Source organism: Burkholderia sp. Tr-20390, assembly GCF_017104595.1.
GTDB lineage: Bacteria > Pseudomonadota > Gammaproteobacteria > Burkholderiales > Burkholderiaceae > Burkholderia.
The window spans coordinates 14,327-33,498 of the sequence record NZ_JAAGPC010000068.1 but is presented as its reverse complement, the minus strand read 5'-3'; the positions used below and the strand labels follow the sequence as shown (position 1 = coordinate 33,498).

The 19,172-nt window shown below is 59.5% G+C and carries 20 protein-coding genes; 19 read left to right on the top strand and 1 reads right to left on the bottom strand.

The genetic code is table 11. The annotated features are described in order from the left end of the window. Window positions 1–358 precede the first annotated feature (358 nt). The 3 genes from G3N98_RS19940 (at window position 359) to G3N98_RS19930 (ending at window position 2,821) form a co-directional block, all read left to right on the top strand. Entirely contained in the window at window positions 359–1,156 is a 798-nt protein-coding gene (locus G3N98_RS19940) for a replication initiation protein (protein WP_206148995.1), read from the top strand. A gap of 287 nt (window positions 1,157–1,443) precedes the next feature. After that, on the top strand, window positions 1,444–1,821 hold the full coding sequence (locus G3N98_RS19935) for a hypothetical protein (protein ID WP_206148994.1): 378 nt from the start codon (window positions 1,444–1,446) through the stop codon (window positions 1,819–1,821). A gap of 55 nt (window positions 1,822–1,876) precedes the next feature. Continuing rightward, window positions 1,877–2,821 carry a PAS domain S-box protein gene (locus G3N98_RS19930; RefSeq protein ID WP_206148993.1) on the top strand — a complete coding sequence of 315 codons (945 nt, stop codon included), beginning with the start codon at window positions 1,877–1,879 and terminating at the stop codon, window positions 2,819–2,821. A gap of 99 nt (window positions 2,822–2,920) precedes the next feature. Here G3N98_RS19930 and G3N98_RS19925 read toward each other — a convergent pair whose 3' ends face one another. Beyond that, on the bottom strand, window positions 2,921–3,328 hold the full coding sequence (locus tag G3N98_RS19925) for a helix-turn-helix transcriptional regulator (protein ID WP_241025990.1): 408 nt from the start codon (window positions 3,326–3,328) through the stop codon (window positions 2,921–2,923). Window positions 3,329–3,348: 20 nt separating this feature from the next. On the opposite strand from G3N98_RS19925, the gene G3N98_RS19920 reads away from it, so the two are divergent. The 16 genes from G3N98_RS19920 to G3N98_RS39855 all read left to right on the top strand — a co-directional run bounded on the left by G3N98_RS19920 (window position 3,349) and on the right by G3N98_RS39855 (window position 19,152). Continuing rightward, entirely contained in the window at window positions 3,349–3,567 is a 219-nt protein-coding gene (locus G3N98_RS19920) for a helix-turn-helix transcriptional regulator (protein WP_206148992.1), read from the top strand. After that, a complete protein-coding gene (locus G3N98_RS19915) occupies window positions 3,564–5,702 on the top strand; it encodes a DNA topoisomerase (RefSeq protein ID WP_206148991.1) in 2,139 nt (712 codons plus the stop codon). Before G3N98_RS19920 ends, G3N98_RS19915 begins: the two co-directional genes overlap by 4 nt. Further along, window positions 5,699–6,349, top strand: coding sequence for a lytic transglycosylase domain-containing protein (locus tag G3N98_RS19910; RefSeq protein WP_206148990.1), 651 nt, complete (start codon window positions 5,699–5,701; stop codon window positions 6,347–6,349). Before G3N98_RS19915 ends, G3N98_RS19910 begins: the two co-directional genes overlap by 4 nt. 42 nt (window positions 6,350–6,391) lie before the next feature. Next, entirely contained in the window at window positions 6,392–6,697 is a 306-nt protein-coding gene (locus G3N98_RS19905) for a hypothetical protein (RefSeq protein ID WP_346779095.1), read from the top strand. A 4-nt stretch (window positions 6,698–6,701) separates the two neighbouring features. Further along, on the top strand, window positions 6,702–7,082 hold the full coding sequence (locus tag G3N98_RS19900) for a VirB3 family type IV secretion system protein (protein ID WP_206148989.1): 381 nt from the start codon (window positions 6,702–6,704) through the stop codon (window positions 7,080–7,082). A 14-nt stretch (window positions 7,083–7,096) separates the two neighbouring features. Beyond that, window positions 7,097–9,589 (top strand): transporter, encoded by a 2,493-nt coding sequence (locus G3N98_RS19895; protein ID WP_241025989.1) that lies wholly within the window; start codon window positions 7,097–7,099, stop codon window positions 9,587–9,589. A 24-nt stretch (window positions 9,590–9,613) separates the two neighbouring features. After that, entirely contained in the window at window positions 9,614–9,922 is a 309-nt protein-coding gene (locus G3N98_RS19890; RefSeq protein WP_206148988.1) for a hypothetical protein, read from the top strand. Between the two features lie 31 nt (window positions 9,923–9,953). Beyond that, complete coding sequence (gene virB5, locus G3N98_RS19885) at window positions 9,954–10,592, top strand: P-type DNA transfer protein VirB5 (protein ID WP_206148987.1); 639 nt, start codon at window positions 9,954–9,956, stop codon at window positions 10,590–10,592. An 18-nt stretch (window positions 10,593–10,610) separates the two neighbouring features. Beyond that, window positions 10,611–11,534, top strand: coding sequence for a type IV secretion system protein (locus G3N98_RS19880; protein ID WP_346779094.1), 924 nt, complete (start codon window positions 10,611–10,613; stop codon window positions 11,532–11,534). 160 nt (window positions 11,535–11,694) lie between these two features. Further along, complete coding sequence (locus G3N98_RS19875) at window positions 11,695–12,516, top strand: type IV secretion system protein (protein ID WP_241025988.1); 822 nt, start codon at window positions 11,695–11,697, stop codon at window positions 12,514–12,516. Next, entirely contained in the window at window positions 12,513–13,316 is an 804-nt protein-coding gene (locus G3N98_RS19870) for a TrbG/VirB9 family P-type conjugative transfer protein (protein ID WP_241025987.1), read from the top strand. Before G3N98_RS19875 ends, G3N98_RS19870 begins: the two co-directional genes overlap by 4 nt. Next, complete coding sequence (locus tag G3N98_RS19865; RefSeq protein ID WP_206148986.1) at window positions 13,313–14,533, top strand: TrbI/VirB10 family protein; 1,221 nt, start codon at window positions 13,313–13,315, stop codon at window positions 14,531–14,533. The genes G3N98_RS19870 and G3N98_RS19865 overlap by 4 nt, the downstream gene beginning before the upstream one ends. Next, the gene (virB11, locus tag G3N98_RS19860; protein WP_206148985.1) at window positions 14,530–15,588 is read left to right on the top strand and encodes a P-type DNA transfer ATPase VirB11; all 1,059 of its coding nucleotides are present in this window, start codon (window positions 14,530–14,532) and stop codon (window positions 15,586–15,588) included. Before G3N98_RS19865 ends, virB11 begins: the two co-directional genes overlap by 4 nt. After that, the gene (locus G3N98_RS19855) at window positions 15,585–15,941 is read left to right on the top strand and encodes a hypothetical protein (RefSeq protein ID WP_241025986.1); all 357 of its coding nucleotides are present in this window, start codon (window positions 15,585–15,587) and stop codon (window positions 15,939–15,941) included. The genes virB11 and G3N98_RS19855 overlap by 4 nt, the downstream gene beginning before the upstream one ends. Beyond that, window positions 15,938–17,617: a type IV secretory system conjugative DNA transfer family protein gene (locus G3N98_RS19850; protein WP_206148984.1), complete on the top strand. Its 1,680-nt coding sequence runs from the start codon at window positions 15,938–15,940 to the stop codon at window positions 17,615–17,617. Before G3N98_RS19855 ends, G3N98_RS19850 begins: the two co-directional genes overlap by 4 nt. Further along, on the top strand, window positions 17,614–19,152 hold the full coding sequence (locus G3N98_RS39855; protein WP_241025985.1) for an LPD7 domain-containing protein: 1,539 nt from the start codon (window positions 17,614–17,616) through the stop codon (window positions 19,150–19,152). The genes G3N98_RS19850 and G3N98_RS39855 overlap by 4 nt, the downstream gene beginning before the upstream one ends. Window positions 19,153–19,172: the final 20 nt, after the last annotated feature.

Genomic DNA, 19,172 nt, shown 5'->3' with positions numbered 1-19,172 from the left:
GCGGGTGTTCCGATGCCGTTTGGAGCGGCAACAAAACGGGGCGGGGCTGTTATCAACAGGCGTTGCTGGCGCGGCTTTGTAAAAGATATTTGTACCTGCTTGTAAACCAATTTGTATACCTGTTTGTCGGATCGCTCCAACCCTTACTGGATAAGGCTTTGAGGCATGCGATTCTGACAAATCCGTGGTTTGCCTGACATTTGAGTGGTTAGTCAGGCTTTTCCGTGGCCTCGTCGGGCAGAAACGTGGTTTGCCTGACATTTTCGTGGTGCCTGATGAAAATTTAGGCAGCCTTGTTGACCCTCTCCAAACTCTGACATAGATTGTTTCGTGTCAGGATAACCACAAAAACGTCAGAATGAGCGAAAACGAACTTGCCGAGATTGAGCGCCCCGAGTCGTACGAGCGGAGCGTGACGGTGCGTAACGAGCTGGTGCGCCGGATCCAACGGATGAAGCTCTCCGAAAAGCGGCTGCTGGCGCTCGCAATTGCAAAGTGCAACCCTAAGCCCAAGATCTTCCTCCATCGGGCTACGGCGATTGATCCGGCCATCGGTGCGGCCCCCGGCTGGACGGTGCGTGTCACGGCTCAGGAGTTCATGGAAGCCTACCCTCAGATCGATCCGAAGCACGCCTACGTCGATCTAAAGAAGGCCGCGGCCGACCTGTGGGAGTGTGAGGTCGAGTGGGACGACGAAAAGCTCGAGCGGGGCAAGAAAGTGAAGGTGCGCCGGAAGGTGCGGTGGATCTACGAAGAGGTCGATACGCTCACGCCTGGCTGGATCGAGCTGAAGTTCTCCCCGTCGATTGCCCCTTACTTGCTCGGCATCGAAAAGGAATTCACGCGATACAAGCTGCGCCACGCGGCCGATCTGCGTTCGATGTATAGCTGGCGGCTGCTGGAAATGATGGCGCAGTATCGCGATAAGGGCGTGGTGATGATCAACTACGACGAGTTTTGTGAGGCGATGGGGGCACCGGAAAGCTGCGTAAAGGACGCCGGCCAGCTACGCCGCCGAGTTATCGAACCGGCCGTCAAGGAGCTGCAGGAGAAAAACAGCCTGACTATCGAATGGGAGGCGATCAAGCTGGCCGGCCGCAAAATCACGGGCTTTAAATTCCGCTTTAACAAGGATCCGCAGGGGCGTCTATTCTGACGCCTTGCGATGATGTCAGGCTGACCACGGATTTGTCAGAATCCGAGCTTCGCACCTACCATGCGCACCCGCCTTCGATGGTGCGCTACCACACCATTCATCATAAGATTGTTCTTAATTTGACGATTGTTTACTCTCCGTAAGCAATCGGATAACCGATTGCCCTGTATAGTTTAGGTTCGGAACGTCTCTGTGACGTGCTGCTCTAACTGCGCTGGCAAACGTTTTGCGTGCGCTCTAGGGTGCGCGTTCGACGGATTTACATGAACCAGCTTGGACAGTGAGCAATGAATTTCGTGGAAGTGAATGCGTACTTGAATCTTCGTTTTGGCGCTGCTAACCCGTACTGGACAGTCACCGACGACAGCAACGTTATCCGCCTCGGCACCACTTCGCATGCGGTCGAGCTTTCGTCGGAACTAGACACACATCAACTTGGCCGGATTAAGTCGCTCGGTGACGATGTCGACAAAGTGCATTGTTCCGTCAGCTTTTCTGGCGAGCATGTTCCGGTGTATCTGGTCGGGAAGAAAGTTGCTGATCGGAAGTGGCGAGGCGTCGTGTCGGCGGATCCCAATTTCGTCCCGACCGACGCAATGCTCGAGGCGTTTGAAGAGCTGGGCTCGAGCAATGTCATCAAGTTTCCGCGTCGTAAGGTCGTCTGACGGCTGTACGGGCGCGCGGTTGTGGCGATGTTGATTGACTGATGGTGGAAGGTGCATGAACGGTAAGAGAGCAGCTTTTCAGGAGCTTGACGATTATCTCGGGACGACCAGTCCGATCTGGAAGTTCTCCGGCGGCAGCGACGAGCTCGTATTGTCCAAGGAAGGTGGCACGATCGAGCCGAATCTTCCGGTAAGGGTGTCTGCCCGACAGGCTGAAGAGATTCGCAGGCTCACGGGCGTTACTGCCGTGCTGATCCTTGACGTGCAGATCTTCGGGAAAAAGGTTGAGCTGCACCTGGTTGGCAAGAAGATCAACGCCGTAGAGTGGGCGGGAGTCGCAGCGGTGTTGCGCGACTCGCAAGCGGTAGCGAAGAATTCGATGCAGGCGATCGCGTTTGCCGAGCAGGTCGTATCGGAAGTGAACTCGATTCTTGTGGTCCTCGATCGTGACGGGACAATTCGCCGCTTCAATCGAATGGCCGAAGAGCACACCGGCTACAAGGAAGAAAACGTAATTGGCGAGAACGCGCAAGAGCTGTTCATGTCGGCTGACGAGGGTCAAAGCTCGCGGTCAAACATCGCGCGCTTCTTCGAGCAAGGTCGACCGCAAGACGTTGAGCGAGTAATCGAGACGCGCACCGGTCCGCGCCCTTTCTTGTTCCGCAATCGGTTCATCATGGCCGAGCAGAGTGCAGAGCCGGAATTTATCGTGTGCTCTGGTGTCGAGCTGGTTAAGCCAATCGACGACGTGCCGGCCCGGCGCGATGATTACCCGCCTTCGTTGAGCGAGTCGTATGCCCTCGACGTTATGCATCGAATCATGGATTGGGCCTCGATGGTCGACGGCGCACGCACTCTTCTTGCTGCGTTTGAAGACGGATCTGGCGATCCTCGGACGCTCGCACATGCAAAGCGTCTTGCAGCAAGTGCAGTGCGTGACGCGTATGGGTTGTATGAAGAAATAGACTCGCGCTTGTCTCAACGCGCGCGGCAGTCATGAAATAGATGGAGTACGGCGGTCCTACTTGGTTTGTTAAGTGCCGCCGCATGATTCTGGCGCCCTAGAGCAGGCGCGGGATCCTCACCAGTTTCCGGCGGATCAGCTTTTGGTTGGTCGCGCCGCGATCAGTAAGGCAGCGTACTTTCTTACCGCTTCCAGCTCGTCGTCAGTTAACGATTCGAGCCAATCGGGCACCAGTTTGTGGCCGGTGATCGGCCCCTTGCCAAGTGCCAGCCATACGGGATTGACGCCATAAAGTAAGGCGAGCTGCACCGTAAAGCCTGAACTCGTTCCCTTTAACTCCAGCTCGGCCAGATTGCTTTGAGCAATCCCCACGTGCATCTCAACCTGTTTTTGAGATAGCCCTCTCTTGCGCCTCGCACGTAGTAGGCGCTCGCCGAACGGGGTGCGCCCCTGTTTTGAATTTTCCATGCTTGTACGATAGAGCAGCCGGCAATCGGAATTCCGATTGACATACCAATCGGAATTCCGATATTGTTCGGTCAATCGGAATTCCGATATTTACTATGAACTGGCAAACGATTGTTGAGGAGCTGACCAACCGAGCGGCCGGCGGCTGGACTCAGGTTGAGTTGGCGAAAGAATGCGGCTGTGGACAGTCGACCATCAGCGACCTGGTGCGCGGTACGACGGAACAACCGGGCGGGGATCTCGCGTTGCAATTGCTCGCCTTACACAAAAAACTCAAGGCCCGGCAGGGTAGGGCGGAGGATAGCCGCAAATGAAGCGACTCATCATTGGTGAAAAGCCTTCTGTCGTGGCGGCCGTCGTTGCTGTACTTCCGGGCGATCCGGTCAAGAAAGGGCGTGTAACGCAGGTCGGTGACGATTTTCTCGTTCCGTTGGCTGGCCACGCGCTTGAACAGGCGATGCCGGATGAATACCTTCCTGACGACCTACCGGTGAGTGCGAACGGTAACAAGGTTTGGCGTGCCAGTGACCTGCCGATCATTCCGGCGTCGGACGGCTGGATCCTGCATCCGAAGGAGAAGCTTCAGGCGAACATCGATGCGATTGAATCGCTGTTGAAGGAAGTCGACGAAGTAGTTCACCTTGGTGATCCGGACGCGGAAGGTCAGTTACTGGTCGACGAATTGCTCGAATACCTTGGCAACACGAAACCCGTTCGTCGCCTGTTGATCAACGACGTGCACGAAAAGAAGGTGCGCGAAGCGCTGGCGAACATGCGCGACAACAGCGAGCCGCAATTCCGTGCGTGGAATAAATGGGCCAAAGCACGTTCCCGCTACGACTGGTTGTTCGGGTTGAACCTCACGCGAGCAGCGACGATTCGCGCGCAAGAGCTTGGCTACGACGGCGGCCCGCTCACGGTCGGTAGTGTTCAAACGCCAGCGTTGAAATTGGTCGTCGATCGCGACCGGGCGATCGAGAATTTCAAGGCAATCCCCTTCTATGCGCTCGTCGCCAATATCGATCACGAAAACGGTTCGTTTCAAGCGAACTGGAAACCGGCCGACGATCAGGGTGGCCTCGATGATGCTGGCCGTTTGGTCGATAGCGATGTTGCAAAAGGCCTTGTCGCACGTTTGACCGGTAAGGTCGGTGCGATTACCGAATACGAACGCGAGCCTCGAAAAACTGCGCCGCCGCTGCCGCTCGCGCTCAACGAGTTGACCGTCGCCGGTGTTCGCCAGTTCGGATACACGGGGGCGGAGGTTCTGGAAGCTGCGCAAGCGCTGTATGAGAAGTACAAGGTAACGAGCTATCCGCGAACCGAAAATCGCTACCTGTCGGAAGTGCAGCATCAGGATGCGCCTGTAATTCTCGCGGCGATCGCGAAGAACGTCCCGGACCTTGTTCCGCTTATCGAACGCGCGGATACGTCGATCAAGTCGAAGGCCTTCAATGACAAAAAGATGGAAGGCAACCCGCACTATGGTCTGGTTCCGACCGAGGGCGTTGCTGACCTCTCGGCGTTGACGGAGATCGAGCGTAACGTCTACCAGCTCATCGTGCGTAGCTACATCGCGATGTTCTATCCGCACGCGGTCGACTCGGAAACAAAAATCGAACTGTCGATCGATGGGGAGGTATTCCGTACGAGCGGTAAGACGCCGGTTTCTGCGGGATGGCGCGCGATCTACAAATCGGACGACGACGAGGGCGGAGATACGCAGTCCGACGGAGACAAGCAGGTATTGCCTCTCATGCAGGCTGGCGATGCCGCTACGTGTCGTGCCTGCGAAGCACTCGAGCGGAAAACGAGTGCGCCGGAACGGTTCGACGAAGCATCGCTGCTGCAAGCGATGGTGAACCTCTACAAGCACGTCGACGACCCGGCCGCCAAGGAGCGCCTGAAGCCTAAGGGTGACGATGGGGCGATCGCCGGCATCGGCACACCTGCCACGCGGGCCGTCATCGTTGCAGGCATGCGCGATCGAAGTTTCCTGCAGCAGTTCAAGACGAGCAAGACGAAGTTCGAATCGTCGAAGGCCGCTCGAGGCCTGATCGATGCGTTGCCGGGTGTCGTGAAGGATCCAGTGATGGCGGGGCTGTTCAAGCTGTCGCTTGATGCCGTCGCAAGCGGCGAAACAACGCTCGAAGAGTTCATGGATCGAACCTCCGTCTTTGTCACGAAGATCGTGCAAATGCTGCGCACTGCGTCGATGAACCTGCCGGTTGCCCCGACCGTTCCATGCCCGAAGTGCAAAACAGGGTTGCTGCGTCAACGCACGGCAGAAAAAGGCCCGTTTTGGGGCTGCTCAAACTTCCGTAGCGACCCGAGCTGCGACGCCTCGTATCCGGACGCGAACGGCCAACCGAATTTTAAGCCGCCTGCGAAGCGGGGCATGCTGCGCGGCTTCACGAAGCCGGGGCTCGGCAAGAAGGTAACGGCATGATGGATTTCGCGGTACTGGCGCAGCAGTGCGCGCCGAATGTTCATCCGACGACGCTGCAGGCGTTGGTACGCACTGAATCGGGCTTCAATCCGTTCGCGATCGGCGTTGTCGGCGGGCATCTGAAGCGCCAGCCCAAGACACTTGATGAAGCGGTGGCAACGGCACGTGCTCTCGATGCGCAAGGTTTGAATTTCAGCATGGGTCTCGGGCAGGTCAACAAGGCGAATCTCAACCGGTACGGGTTGACCTACGAAACGGTATTCGACATGTGCGCGAACCTGAAGGCCGGCAGCGGGATCTTGCACGACTGCTACTCGAGGGCCGTTCCGGCGGTTGGAAAAAGCGCTGCGGTTGGTGCTGCGTTGAGCTGCTACTACAGCGGCAACTTCACGCGCGGGTTCAAGGCGGATTTCAAGGGAACCAGCTACGTGCAGCGTGTTGCCGCCAACGCGGGCCAGGCGGCGCAGGCTCCGAGCGTGGTGCCTGCAATCCCGGTCGTGCTCGATGGCGTTGCTGCGAAGAAGGCCGTAGTTCGCTCTCGAGCTGCGTCGTCGGCTACCGGGGAGGGAAAAAGCGAAGCCGCGGCTGCAGCCGAGTCGGAACCGAAGGCGCAACCGTGGGACGCTTTCGGGGATTTCATCAAGTAGTTAACCCGCCGGCATAGCTGGCATTTCATAGGAGTAAAGCACGTGAAGACCACACGCAAAGTTTCCAATATGTCTTTAGTACTGCTTATTGCTGCGGCGGCGGCAGTAATCGCAACGCCCGCGATGGCTGGTGGCCTCGACTCCGGTACGAGCGCTGTCACCAATTTCAAGATCTGGTTCTACGGTCTGTGCGGCATCGGCGCGTCGATCTATCTCGTCTACAAGGCTGTTGAAGCGTGGGGCGACCGTACGACGTGGGTTGACTTCGGCAAGGCCGTTGGGTGGGTGGCGGTGGCGGGTGCTACGTCCGTGCTCGCGCCGTGGCTCTGGAACGTCTTCGTGAACTGAAATCATGGCCGGCCAAACGAAAGAGAAGTACTCAGCGTATGCCGGCCTAGGCCGCGTGGCGAACTGGAAGGGCGTTCCGATGATGCCCTTGCTGCTCGTCGCGGTCGGCTCAGTCGTTGCGGCATTCGTGGGCGCGCTGTTCTTCGGCCCCGGCGGCTTGTCGTTCGGAGCCTTGGGAATCCCGGTGGTGTTGTTCTTCCGTGAGATCTGCAAGACGGACGATCAGGCGCTTCGCATCATCGCCCTCGAGATCAGGTGCGTGCTTGCGCGCCGCAACTGGCTGAAGTTCGGCAAGACCCTGACGCTCGCGCCGATTCGATACGGCCGAACGCTCGCGGTATACCGGCGGCCGTTCAAGCGCGAAAAGACCGTGCAATCCCACTGAGGACATAAACGATTATGAAACCACGTACCAGCAGCGACTTCGGGTCGATTCCGCCGACCGAATCTTGGTTGCCGAGAATCGGCCGCCCGGTGACGCCGCGCGTGACCAACTTCGAAGATGGGCGAGCAATGGTCAACCTGCGGTTGACCGGCATCCCGTTCGAGTCTGCCAACGACGAGCTGCTCAAGAATCTCTACGACAACCTGAGCGCGACCTTTGCAGGCCTCGGGCGTGACCATGGGAACAAGCTCTCATTGTGGACTACGTTCAGCCGCCGCAAGGTCGAGTTCGGACAGGAGTATTCCTTCGATTCGGCGTTTCTTCAGCAATTCGCGGACAAGTATCTCGGGCGGTTCCGCGAGGGCAACTATTACGAAAATTCTTTCTGGCTGTCGCTTGTCCTGAAGTACAGCGATTTCGACGACGGGATCCGAGCCGTCGAACAGATCGGGGACGAGGCGTTCAAATCGCTCCGCGATTACGATCCGGAATATCTTGAGGTATACGAAAGAAACGGCATTCAATTCTCAAATACCTATAAGTTCCTCGCCGGCCTCGTCAATGGTGAGGAGACGGCGGTACCGGTCACTGCAGCGCCCGCCTATGAGGCCATTCCGGATTCGTGGCTGCACTTCGGCTACGACCTGCTGGTTATCCGCAGCGAAATGGGCGAGAAGTATGCGAGCTGCTTCGACCTCAAGGACTTTCCGGAAAGCGGTTGGGGCCAGCTTAACCCGCTGCTCACGCTGCCCGCTGAGTTCACCATTACGCAGTCGTTTGGCTGTTTGAATGCGCACGAAGCTGACAAGGCTCTCAGCAGTCAGGTCAACAAGCTCGCATCCTCCGGCGATCGTGCCAAGCATCAGATCCAGGAGATTGAAGACGCACGCGGCTATGTCAGTTCCGGCGAGCTGGCGTTTGGCGACTATCACGGCGCGTTGATTGTGTATGGCGACACTGCGAAGCAGGCGAAGGAGAACGGTGAACTGGTCAAGGTCCGATCGAAGGGCGAGTGCGGCGTCGGTTGGGTAAAGGCGACCCTGTCGGCACCTTTCACGTTCTTCAGCCAGATTCCGGGGGCGAAGACGAAGCCGCGTCCGATGCCGAAAACCTCGCGCAATCTCGCCTCGACGTTCACGCTTCACGATTATTCGGCCGGCAAGTCGCGCGGGAACGCGATCGGGGATGGTTCCGCCGTCATTCCGCTTCAAACGAAGTCGAAGAAACTCTACTGCTTCAACTACCACGCAACGCGCGACGACGAAACGAACATCGGTGAAAAGGTCGCCGGACACACGTTGATCCTCGGGTCAACAGGGGTCGGTAAGACGACCATTCAGCTCGGGGTCGCTTCGTTCTTTCAGCGGTTCGATCCGATGCTGTTCGGCCTCGACTTCGGGCGCGGTATGGAGATCTGGTTCCGCGCCGTGGGCGGAACGTATCTCGCGCTGAAGCGTGGCGAGCCGACCGGGTGCGCCCCTCTTGCAGACCTCGACGACACGCCGACGAATCGCCAGTTCCTCTACGACCTGGTCAACACCTGCGCGCGCAACGACGACGGCTCGCTTTCGCCTCAAGACAAGAAGGACATCAAAAGCGCGGTCGACACGGTCATGGATCTCGACGACCCGCGACTGCGCACGTTTAGCCGCTTGCTCGAGTCGATTCCGGAGCTGGACGGTAACAGTCTCTATCTCCGATTGGCGCGCTGGTGTCACGCTGGTGACGGCCCGCTCGCGTGGGTTTTCGACAACCCGGCGCGATCGATGATCGATGTCACGAAGCTGCGCCGCGTGTGCTTCGACGTGACGCAATTCCTCGTCGAAGGCTACGAGCCATCGGAACCGTTGTTCGCGTATCTGTTGCACCTGAAGTCGCTCATGCAAGCGGGCGGTGGGCTTATGTGCACGATCATCGAAGAGTTTTGGGCCGCGCTCAAGTTCCGGATGACATGGGAAATGATGGAGAAGGCGCTGGCGTCCGGGCGTAAGGAAGGTGAGTTCGTCGTGCTGGTATCGCAGCAGCCCGAACAGGCGATGAAGAGTCACATCTTCCCGCAGATCCGAAGCCTGACCGCAACCAAGATCTTCCTGCCTGACCCGGAAAGCAGCTTCGAGATCTATCAGCAGGTCAACATGACCAAGAAGGAACACGACGAATTCGTGAAGCTATCGAAATCGTCGCGCACGTTCCTTGTCAAGCAGAGCAACCAATCAGCCTTCGCAACGATGGATCTGTATGGGTTCGACGATGAAATCGTCGTGCTGTCCGGCACGCCTGAAAACAGCGCGTTGATGCACGAAATCATTCGTGAAACGAGCGAAGACCCGGATATCTGGTTGCCGATCCTGCAAGACCGCGTATTCGAGCGGAAGGTTCGCACGAAGCTGCGCCTCGAGTACGGAGCCGACGAGTCGGTGTGGCTCCCGAAGCTCGAGGAAGCGATGAGGAAGAGGGCGATCGAGCGCGAGCAACGTCGTCAGTCACAGCGGCTTCTGGCCGCGTAACAGGCCATTCGAAGGAGTACGTAAATGAAACACCGATTCGTGAGCGTGACGGCCGCAGCACTGCTGTGTGCAGCAACGAGTGTGTACGCGGTCGGCATTCCGGGCGTTGACATCGACGGAGCGTCGAGGGTGCAGGAGGCAATCGCGCAGGTGAAAGCGTATCAACAAAGTGTCGGGCAGCACGCGACGGTGGGAACGAATGTCGTCGGCAATCAGGTGTCGGCTACAACTGATGTGAGTCGACAAACGCTGGTCACCCTGATCCAGATCGATACGACGCTCAAGCAGCTTCTTGCGCTCGAGCAGGCAAAAACCTCGGCTACTGCTCGTTGAGCCAGCGGCCCTGAATACGGAGAAAAGAATCATGAAGATCATGCGCAAGGCGATCTGTGCGGCGGCGACCACCTTCTTTGTTTCGACGGCGCACGCCGGCGGCATTCCGGTCATCGATATCGCGAGCATTCAGCAGGCGATCATGATGGTGCAGAGCATGAAACAGCAGTATGACCAGCTCAAAAGCCAGTATGACGCTGTGGTGGGGAACCGCGGCCTCGGTCAGATCCTGAACAATCCGGCGCTTCGCAACTACCTGCCCGATCAGTGGCAGTCGATCTACGACCTCGTTAAAGCTGGCCAGATGGGCGGCATCACGGGCGCAGCGAACCAGATCCTGCAGGACGAAGGACTGACGGGCGCATTCACGCCGGGGCAGCAGCGATACAACGACGTGCTTGCAGCCAACAAGGCGATGGCGATGCAGGCCTATGACGCGACGATCAAGCGGCTCGACAACATCAAGGCACTGATGGCGCAATCCGATCTGACGCAGGATCCGGCGGCGAAGGCCGATCTTCAAAACCGTTGGTCGGCCGAATACACGATGGTGCAGAACGAGCAGACGCGGTTGAACCTCGCGAAGCAGTTGCAGGAAAGCGAGATGCAGCTTGCTGAAGAGCAGCGGCATCGTGAGTTCAAGAACAAGCTCTTGGGTATCCAACAGTAACGGATACGGGAGGCTCACGTGGCCGGCGCACCTGACACAAACGTAACCGTCTTCACGCAGTTGTTTTCTGCGTTCGACGACAACCTGATGGGAACGATCAACAGCGGTTCGGCGCGGATCATTTCCCTTATTACCCCGCTGATGGGAGCCGGCTTCTCGGTCTATTTGCTTCTCATCGTGCTGTCGTATTGGCGCGGTGTGAACGAAGAGCCGGTTTCCGATTTCCTGAAGCGAATGGCGGCATGGACCGCGATTCTCGTCTTCGGTCTGAACATCAGCTACTACACGCAGTATGTCGTCCCGTTCTTTATGGGCCTTGGCGATGACCTCGCCCGCGCGTTGAGCGGGACGACGTCGACCGGATCCGCATTGGATTCGATCACGTCGGCATATGTCCAGGCGATGGTGAAGATCTATCAGGAGGCAAGTGGTATCGAGGACACGATGAACGCGATCGCATTCATTGTCATCACGTTGCTGTTCGCGTTGCCGTTTATCGCGATCGCGGCGGCTTACATCATCCTCGCCAAGTTCGCGCTCATGTTGCTACTCGCGCTTGGGCCAGCCTTCATCGGGGCCGCGCTGTTTCCCGGCACGCGCAGGTTGTTTGATGCGTGGGCGGGACAGTGTCTCAACTACGGGTTGCTGGTGGCGCTGTTTGCTGCAGCCGGGATGCTGGAAATCCGGTTTGCGCAGTCGATGGTTCCGTCCGATATCACGCTGCTCGCACTGTTCCAACTGGTGATGATGGGCGTCGCGTTCGTCGTTATCTCGCTCAACCTGCCGAGCTTGGCGTCGCAACTGGCCGGCGGTGTGGGGATCTCGAGCATGGTCGGCAAGCTTGGTATGGCGGGGCGCGCAGCAGCCGCGCTGTCAAAGATGGGTGGCGGTGGCAAGGGAGCCGGGGCCGGCAGCTCTGGCGGTCAGATCACAGGGAAGTAGGCGGATTCACTCTAAGGAATTGAGGACAGGATATGAAAAAGATTGCGATAGGTCTGTTGATCATTTCGCTCGCGGCATGCGGGTCTGCGCCTAAGCCGCCGCAGCCGACCGGTGAATGGATGCCGGTCAACCACACGCAAAGCCAGTAAGGGGAATGACCATGTTTAACAGAAAAAAGAAGTTGGCGGCCAGCGCTGCCGGCACGACGGCGGCCTCGACGGCGGTAGAGGTCAGCGATATCGATATGGCGAAGTGGTATCTGAAGCAAGCACGCGATCTCGAGCGCACCAAGCAGGAAACACAGGAAGCTGTGACGAAGATCTCGAAACGCGGCATGCATATTATGGGTGCCGTCGCCGGCATCGCCGTTATTGGAGCCATAGGATTAGCAGTCCTCAAGGTTCCGAACCCGCCGGCGGTACTTCGTGTCGACAGTTCGACGGGCAAGATCGACGTGTTGCCGACCAGCTCGAAAGGGAAGGTGACGTTCGGGGAAAAGGAAGACCGTGCAGCGCTGCGGCAGTACGTCGAGCGTCGTGAGGGGTATGACTGGGAGACGGTCAACGACATGCATATGGCGGTGATCGCAACCAGCTCGCCGCAGGAGGGGGCCGAGTACGACAGATTCATTCGAGGTGCCGGGTCGCCGCTCACGATGCTGAAAGACCAGGCGCGCGTGATCGCTCACGTCGGGGCGATTACGTTCGTCGGTAAGACCGCACAAGTGTTCTTCTCGAAAGAATTCGTGCCGCTCAATCCCGGCATTACACGCCAGACGACCTATTGGGTCGCCACGATCGCGTACCGGCGCGAAGACCTGCCCGAGAAGCAAGAGATTCAGGACGTGAATCCGGGCGGCTTCAAGGTGACGAGCTACCAAGTGGCGCGGGACTGGAGCCGTGCGCCGGCGGAATTTGATCAGCAACCGGCACCAGCCGCTGCTGCGGCTGCGTCGGGTGTTGTCGTAGGGGGTGCACGATGAAACGGCTTTCGATGATGGTAATGCTGGCCGTGGCGTCGCTGCCGGCCGTCGCGACGGTGATTCCTGGCCCATGTGGAACGGATCCGAATGTGCAGTGCGCCGTCTACGACAAGAACGAGAAGTACGAGATCGCAACCGCACCGGGCAAGGCTGTTCTTCTCATGCTCGAGGACGGTGAGGAAGTTGCGGACAACGGCGCCGGCATGGGCGACGGCAAGGCGTGGTCGGCGTCCAAGGGCAAGAATTGGGTGCAGTTCAAGCCGACGAAGATCAAGCCGGACACCAATTTTCTCGTCGTGACCAACAAGCGGACGTATGTGTTTTCGCTGGTGACGGCGAAGCGGGGCGAGCCGACGACGTGGATGCTCCGATTCGATTACCCGGACACGCGCGCGAAGAACGCGGCCGAACTGGCGCGTAAGCAGGATTTGGCGCGCGGCCTTGCGGCGGCGTCCAGTGCGCAATCGGTGCACCGCAACGAGTCGTACATGAAACGTGGCGATGACGCGCTTTCGCCTACGGCGATGTGGGACGACGGTACGTTGACGTACCTCCAATACGCCACGGGGCGCGACCTGCCGCGCGTTTTCGCGATCCTGCCGGACGGTTCCGAAGCGCTCGCGAACGTCCACATGGACGGGGACACGCTCGTAGTTCACGGCGTCGGCCGCGAATGGCTGCTCCGCCTCGGTAATGCCGTGATGGGTATTCGCAACGACGGTCCGGCGGACGGGAGTTACAACGCGAGCGGGTCGACGGTGCCGGGAATGGTGCGTATCACGAAGGAGCAATCGAAATGACGGATCAGAACCAAATCCATACCGCGCCTGACGAGGAACGCGGCATCCCGTCGCTCGAAGGCAAGAAACGTACTCGCATGAATACGCTTCTGTTCACCGGCATTGCGATTGTCGCGGTCATCCTTCTGGCCAGTATGGCGGCACTGTATGTCAAGCGCTTGGGCGACCAGGCGGACGCGGATAAAGCCGAAGCGGCTGCGCGTCCGAAGGGTACCGGGCAAACCGCCGATACGTCAGATCTCGAGGCGGCGAAGAAGCAGATCAAGGAGCGGGAAGACGCGCAGCGCCGTCGACAGGCGGCGATTGATGCTGCTGCCTCGCAGGCGCACGGCAATATGCAGGCTCCAGCGGATGCAGCAGCCAGCGCACCCGCGACAACGCAGACGGCGCAGCGTGCAGGTTCCAGTCAACACGTTGAAACGCCGGCTGAACGCAGGCTGTCGGAAGGCGTTGACGTGTTCGGCTCGAGCAAGACCGATCTCGCGGGTGTCGCGGGGGCTGGTGACAGCAGCGGCTCACTCCTTGGTGGTGGCGCTTCCGCCGGCGGTGGTTCTGGAAAGGGCGCTCTGGATCAACAAATGGCCGTCTCTTCGGCCTCTCGTGCGGCAGTCGTGAAGCCGGGTCTGTTGCCGGATCTCACGTATCTGCTTAAGCGTGGAACGATGATTCCCTGCATTGGCAATCGGATGGTGTCGACCTATGCCAGCATGACATCGTGCCAGCTCACCCAAGACGTGTTATCCGCGGACGGCAAGACCGTGTTGATCCGGAAAGGTGCGATGGCGCTCGGTGAGCAGCAACAGGCGCTGCTGCAGGGGCAAGCCCGCATGTTCGCGATGTATACGCGAATCGACGATCAAAAGCGGACGATTCCGCTCGACTCGCCCGTGACCGACGCACTCGGCGCGAGTGGCATGCCTGCGTATGTCGAGCGCCATTTCTGGGAGCGGTTCGGCGGGGCGCTGATGGTCGGGCTTGTGAGCGATTTCGGCCAAGCCATCGCGCAGCGGTCGGTCGGTAGCAACAACTCGACGATTTCGCTCACCAGCACGGCGCAATCGACTCAGGATCTCGCCAACGAGACGCTGCGCAACACAATCAACATTCCGCCGACCGGGTACGTCAATCAAGGCGCGATTACGTATATCTACGTCGCTCGCGATATCGACTTTTCCAGCTTCTTCGAACTGGTGCCGGCGCAAGGGGTGACGCGATGAACGAAGCGAACGTTGTCGCGATCGATGACATGGATCGCTCGCAAACTGTGCGCAGCCTTCTGCGTCAGTGTGGGATCGGTGCGTTTCTCGCTGCGGAGGGAGTCACGGAAGTTGCCGTGAACCGCGCGGGCGAGATTGCTGTGGAAGGTCGAGATGGTTGGGTGCGGCACGATGCGCCCGACTGCAGCCTCGAGCGGCTGAAGAAGCTCGCCAATGCCCTTGTCGTGTTTGACAAGAAAGGGCAGATCTCGGCCAAGGAGCCGATCAAGCCCGTGACCTTGCCTGATGGTCAGCGCGGGCAAGTAATGGTGCCGCCCGCCGTCGAGGCCGGCACGGTTTCGATCACGATCCGAATCCCGAGCGACAAGCGCTTCACGATCGCGCAATTGCATGAGTACGGCACATTCGACGGCTTCCGCGATGTATCGATGCATCTTGACGTACCTGCCGACGTGAAGCTCGAGCAATTCGAGCTTGACATGCTGGAAGCGAAAGCGAACGGCGACATGCAGCGTTTTTTTGAGCTGGCGATCGCCAACAAGCTGAACGTCGTACCGGTTGGCGGAACCGGGTCGGGAAAGACAACGCTTCTCAAAGCGCTTGCTGATCTGGTTCCGCGCGACGAGCGGATCGGCACGATCGAGGACGTGCACGAATTCTCGCTGCCGTACCACTGGAACCGCGTCCACATGTTCTTCAGCGACAGCCTGCCGGCGCGCGAGCTGGTGCGCTCGAGCCTGCGCGCGAAGTTGCACCGTTGCTATATCTCGGAGCTGCGCGGTGATGAGGCATGGGATTACCTGTCGCTGCTGAATACCGGACACGCCGGCGGGCTGACGACGGTTCACGCGAACGATCCTATCTCGGCGTTTGTGCGTATCGCCACGCTCATCAAGCAAAGCCCGGTCGGTATGAATCTCGATTGGGACTTCGTTTTCAACGAAGTCCGGCGGACGGTCGATGTGGTGCTGTTCATGGAGACTGGTACCAAAAAGATGACGCAGTTGTTCTATGACCCGGTGATGAAGTGGAAGCTGCAGCGGGGCCAGGTATGAAGCCGGCCAAAGTGATTGTTGGCGTGGTCGGTGGCCTGGCCGTGCTGACCGGCTTCGCAGTCGCCGGGCAGTTCGCCGGCGCGACGCTCTTTGCGCAACTGGAAAAGCTCCCTGATTCGTCGATCGGCATCACCACGCTTTACCGGTACTGGATCGCGTTCGGTCACATCGTCGCGGTAAAGCGTGCGCTGGTGGCCAGCACGGCCGTTGCGGCGATTGTGTCGGCGCTGCCGCTGCTGATCCCAATCGTCTACCTGATCCGGGGAAATGGCCGCATCGAGCTGCACGGGAGCGCGCGCTTTGCGAATGTGCATGAAATTCGGAAGGCGGGGCTTGTGGAGGTGCGTAAATGAGCGCGCGACAGCATCCGGGCGTCATCATCGGAAAGCATCCGAAGCTGGGCTATCTCACGCTGCGCGGCCAGCAGTTCATCGCGCTGGCTGCGCCGCCGGGGTCGGGTAAGGGCGTCGGCGTCGTGATCCCGAACCTGCTCACCTATCCGGATTCGACGGTCACGATCGACCTCAAGCTCGAAAACTTCAAATACACGTCGCTTTTTCGGCAACGGCACGGGCAGGACGTTTATCTGTTCGCGCCGTTTTCGGAGCTTGGCCAAACGCATCGGTGGAACATATTCGATTCCGTCAAGAAGCGGCCGGCTCGGTTCCGCGTGGCCGAGTGCCGCTCGATCGGTCAGACGTTCTGGCCCGCGCGGGTCGATCCGAAATCGAAGTTCTGGAACGACTCCGCGCGGAACCTCTTTATTGGCCTGGCGCTGTTCCTGCTGGAAACGCCTGATCTCCCGTGCACGATGGGCGAGATCTTGCGCCAGCGATCGGGCAAGGGAAAGCCGGTCAAGGACTACCTTGCCGGCGTGCTCAAGGATCGCGCTGTCGGTGGCCGACTGCCGGCGTTGAGCCCGCAATGTCGCGACGCTCTGCAGCGATTTTTGAGCCAGCCGGAAAACACGATCGGCAACACGCTTTCGACGTTCGACGGGCCGATGCAGATCTTCGACGATCCGTTCGTCGACGCTGCAACGAGCGCATCTGATTTCGATCTCGCGGACGTTCGCAAGCGCCGTATGTCGATCTATTTCGGCATTCAGCCCGACATGCTGGAAGACGCCGGCGAACTCATCAATTTGTTCTTCTCCGACCTGCTGCGGCGAAACATGCGTCAGCAGGCGGCCGACAACCCGGAGCTGAAGTATCAATGCTTGATCCTTGCTGACGAGATCGCGGCAGCGGGGCGTATTCCGTTGCTTGCGTCAGCTACGGCCTTCATCCGTTCGTACGACCTGCGGTTGTTCTCGATCTTTCAAAGCACGTCGCAGCTCGAGGACGACAAGCTGTATGGGAAGCAGGGAACGCGCGCGTTCATGACGAACCATGTGGCGCAGATCCTCTATCCGCCGAGCGATCAGGACGACGCGGAAGCCTATGAGCGCACGCTTGGCTACTTCACGATGGTTTCCAAGGGGAAGGGCCGGAGTACGGGCAAGTCGACCACGCGAAGCGTGAATGAGTCGGATCAAAAGCGCGCTCTCATGATGGCTCAGGAGCTTCGCACGCTCGGCCCTAGCAAGCAAATCATCACGCTCCAAAACTGCAAGCCGATCCTCTGCGAGAAGGCGTTTTTCTACAAGGATCCGCTGTTCATCGATCGGTTGAAGGCACTCAGCCCGTCGTTGGCAGCCCTCGGCAAGAAGATGCCGACACAGGTGCAACTGGAAGACGCGGCACTCGTTAAGGGCGAGCTGTCCGTCGAGGTTCCGATCATCGACATCGAAGCTCACTACGCGGCAATGGTTGCCGCATCGGCGGCCAGTGCTGCGGCCGATGCGGCGAAGGGGGCCGAACTGGTGCCGGTGGGCGTCGACGAGCTGGCCGTCCTGCAGGCGGCCGACATTGCCAATCAAGGCGAGATCGTCGCCGCGCTTTGTCAACTGATGCCGTCATTCAAGGAGGTGATGGCGACTGTCGATTCGCAAAGCCAACGTAACCAAAATGAGGAACAAACCGCATGAACACCATTGACGTACATAGCCCGGAACTGGTGCGTGAACGCGCCGATGCCCTGCGTGCCGAACTGTCTAGCTTGGACTGGCGCACCGACAAAGAAGCGCTGAACAAGTCGGTCGACGATTTGCGCGATCTCGCATCCCTCGATTGGTATGCGGCGGCCGACGTGTGGCGGGAGTCGCGTACCGACGCGCCGACGCCCGATTTCATCGACCCGGAGACGGACATCGCAACGGAATTCCGGCACCAGGCCGCCGACCGGGGCATTCATCGGGCGCTCGAGGGCGACCCCGAGATTCCGGGCGTGCAGGTCTTCGAGCGGGAAAGCTTCGGAGAAGCCGCGAACGAGCCGAACGCCAAGGAAGCCAGCAACGAGCCTGCCAAGCCGACGCTCGAGCGCCTGCAGGCGACCGATCTGGATCGGGTCAAGGCGGCCCGTAAAACGGATCGGATGGCGGCCGAAGCGCTCCTGCAGGAGCGCGCCACACTCGCCCGGACGGTCGGCAAGGAGCGGGCCAACAGCGCGTCGTCGCCGGCTGCTGCTGGCGATCGTGACGCGGCGGACGTTCGAGCAACCGACGCGCCGGCCGTCAAGCCGGTGTTCGAGAAGACTGGCTACAGCATTCCGAAGCGCGTCGCATCGCAGTATCACGCTCACGAAGGCAAGTTCTACGACCGCAAGAGCGAGTCGGTGCATTTCGAGGACAAGGGCAAGGCGCTGTCCACTGAAAGCAACGATCGACAGGTCATCGCGCACATGGTCGACGTGGCGAAGGCGAAGAACTGGTCAGTCCTCGAGGTACGCGGAACGGAAGAATTTCGCCGCAACGCGTGGATCACGGCAGAGCTGGCAGGGGTCGAGCTGCGCGGCTTCGTCCCGAAGGAAAGCGATCGCGCGCTGCTCGAGATGGCCCGGCAGGAAATGCGCATCAACGGGGGCGAGCGTGACAACACGAACACCATTCAGCAGGCCTCGGGGCCGGCCGTCGATCGCACGGATCCGCCGGCGACCGATCGGCCCGCACAGGGCGACCAGAGCAGGGCATCTACCGACGATCCGGCCGATCTGGTGCGCAAGATCCGGGAAGAACGCGACGCGGCACTGCAGACCGACGCGCGCTCGATCGCGCAGTCGCACGCCAGCACGTCGCCGGCCGATCTGGATCGTCGGGCGTGGGTGCTAGCTCAATTGGCGGGCATGGAGGTGTCCGGCTACGTTCCGGACGACCAGGCGCGCGACCTGTTGGCCGCGACTCGCCGCGAGCTGCACAACCCCGCTACCGCTGCTGCTCGCAAGGTGATGGAGCAAAAGATCGACGGCCAGCCGACGACAGTTAAAGACCGCGTGCGTGCTGACTTCAATGCGGCTGCTGTAGACGCTGTTTCGAAGGGCCGTGCGCTTGATGTTCCTGCTCCGCAAGCAACGCGGTCGACGGTCGAGCAGGCCCGCGCGGCTTTCTTTGACCGTGGCGCTGCACAGCCGACGCAGTCGCAACCGACGCAATCCAAGAGCGATCCGGGCATGGAAATCAGCCGCTAACGGGATCGTCTTCATTCACG

What these genes read in the sequence shown, in the direction of transcription:
- G3N98_RS39855 (WP_241025985.1), top strand. Translation starts at nt 17,614, where the DNA reads ATGAACACCATTGACGTACATAGCCCGGAACTGGTGCGTGAACGCGCC.
- G3N98_RS19910 (WP_206148990.1), top strand. Translation starts at nt 5,699, where the DNA reads ATGATGGATTTCGCGGTACTGGCGCAGCAGTGCGCGCCGAATGTTCAT.
- G3N98_RS19870 (WP_241025987.1), top strand. Translation starts at nt 12,513, where the DNA reads ATGAAACGGCTTTCGATGATGGTAATGCTGGCCGTGGCGTCGCTGCCG.
- G3N98_RS19875 (WP_241025988.1), top strand. Translation starts at nt 11,695, where the DNA reads ATGTTTAACAGAAAAAAGAAGTTGGCGGCCAGCGCTGCCGGCACGACG.
- virB11 (WP_206148985.1), top strand. Translation starts at nt 14,530, where the DNA reads ATGAACGAAGCGAACGTTGTCGCGATCGATGACATGGATCGCTCGCAA.
- G3N98_RS19915 (WP_206148991.1), top strand. Translation starts at nt 3,564, where the DNA reads ATGAAGCGACTCATCATTGGTGAAAAGCCTTCTGTCGTGGCGGCCGTC.
- G3N98_RS19855 (WP_241025986.1), top strand. Translation starts at nt 15,585, where the DNA reads ATGAAGCCGGCCAAAGTGATTGTTGGCGTGGTCGGTGGCCTGGCCGTG.
- virB5 (WP_206148987.1), top strand. Translation starts at nt 9,954, where the DNA reads ATGAAGATCATGCGCAAGGCGATCTGTGCGGCGGCGACCACCTTCTTT.
- G3N98_RS19900 (WP_206148989.1), top strand. Translation starts at nt 6,702, where the DNA reads ATGGCCGGCCAAACGAAAGAGAAGTACTCAGCGTATGCCGGCCTAGGC.
- G3N98_RS19865 (WP_206148986.1), top strand. Translation starts at nt 13,313, where the DNA reads ATGACGGATCAGAACCAAATCCATACCGCGCCTGACGAGGAACGCGGC.
- G3N98_RS19890 (WP_206148988.1), top strand. Translation starts at nt 9,614, where the DNA reads ATGAAACACCGATTCGTGAGCGTGACGGCCGCAGCACTGCTGTGTGCA.
- G3N98_RS19930 (WP_206148993.1), top strand. Translation starts at nt 1,877, where the DNA reads ATGAACGGTAAGAGAGCAGCTTTTCAGGAGCTTGACGATTATCTCGGG.
- G3N98_RS19920 (WP_206148992.1), top strand. Translation starts at nt 3,349, where the DNA reads ATGAACTGGCAAACGATTGTTGAGGAGCTGACCAACCGAGCGGCCGGC.
- G3N98_RS19935 (WP_206148994.1), top strand. Translation starts at nt 1,444, where the DNA reads ATGAATTTCGTGGAAGTGAATGCGTACTTGAATCTTCGTTTTGGCGCT.
- G3N98_RS19940 (WP_206148995.1), top strand. Translation starts at nt 359, where the DNA reads ATGAGCGAAAACGAACTTGCCGAGATTGAGCGCCCCGAGTCGTACGAG.
- G3N98_RS19895 (WP_241025989.1), top strand. Translation starts at nt 7,097, where the DNA reads ATGAAACCACGTACCAGCAGCGACTTCGGGTCGATTCCGCCGACCGAA.
- G3N98_RS19850 (WP_206148984.1), top strand. Translation starts at nt 15,938, where the DNA reads ATGAGCGCGCGACAGCATCCGGGCGTCATCATCGGAAAGCATCCGAAG.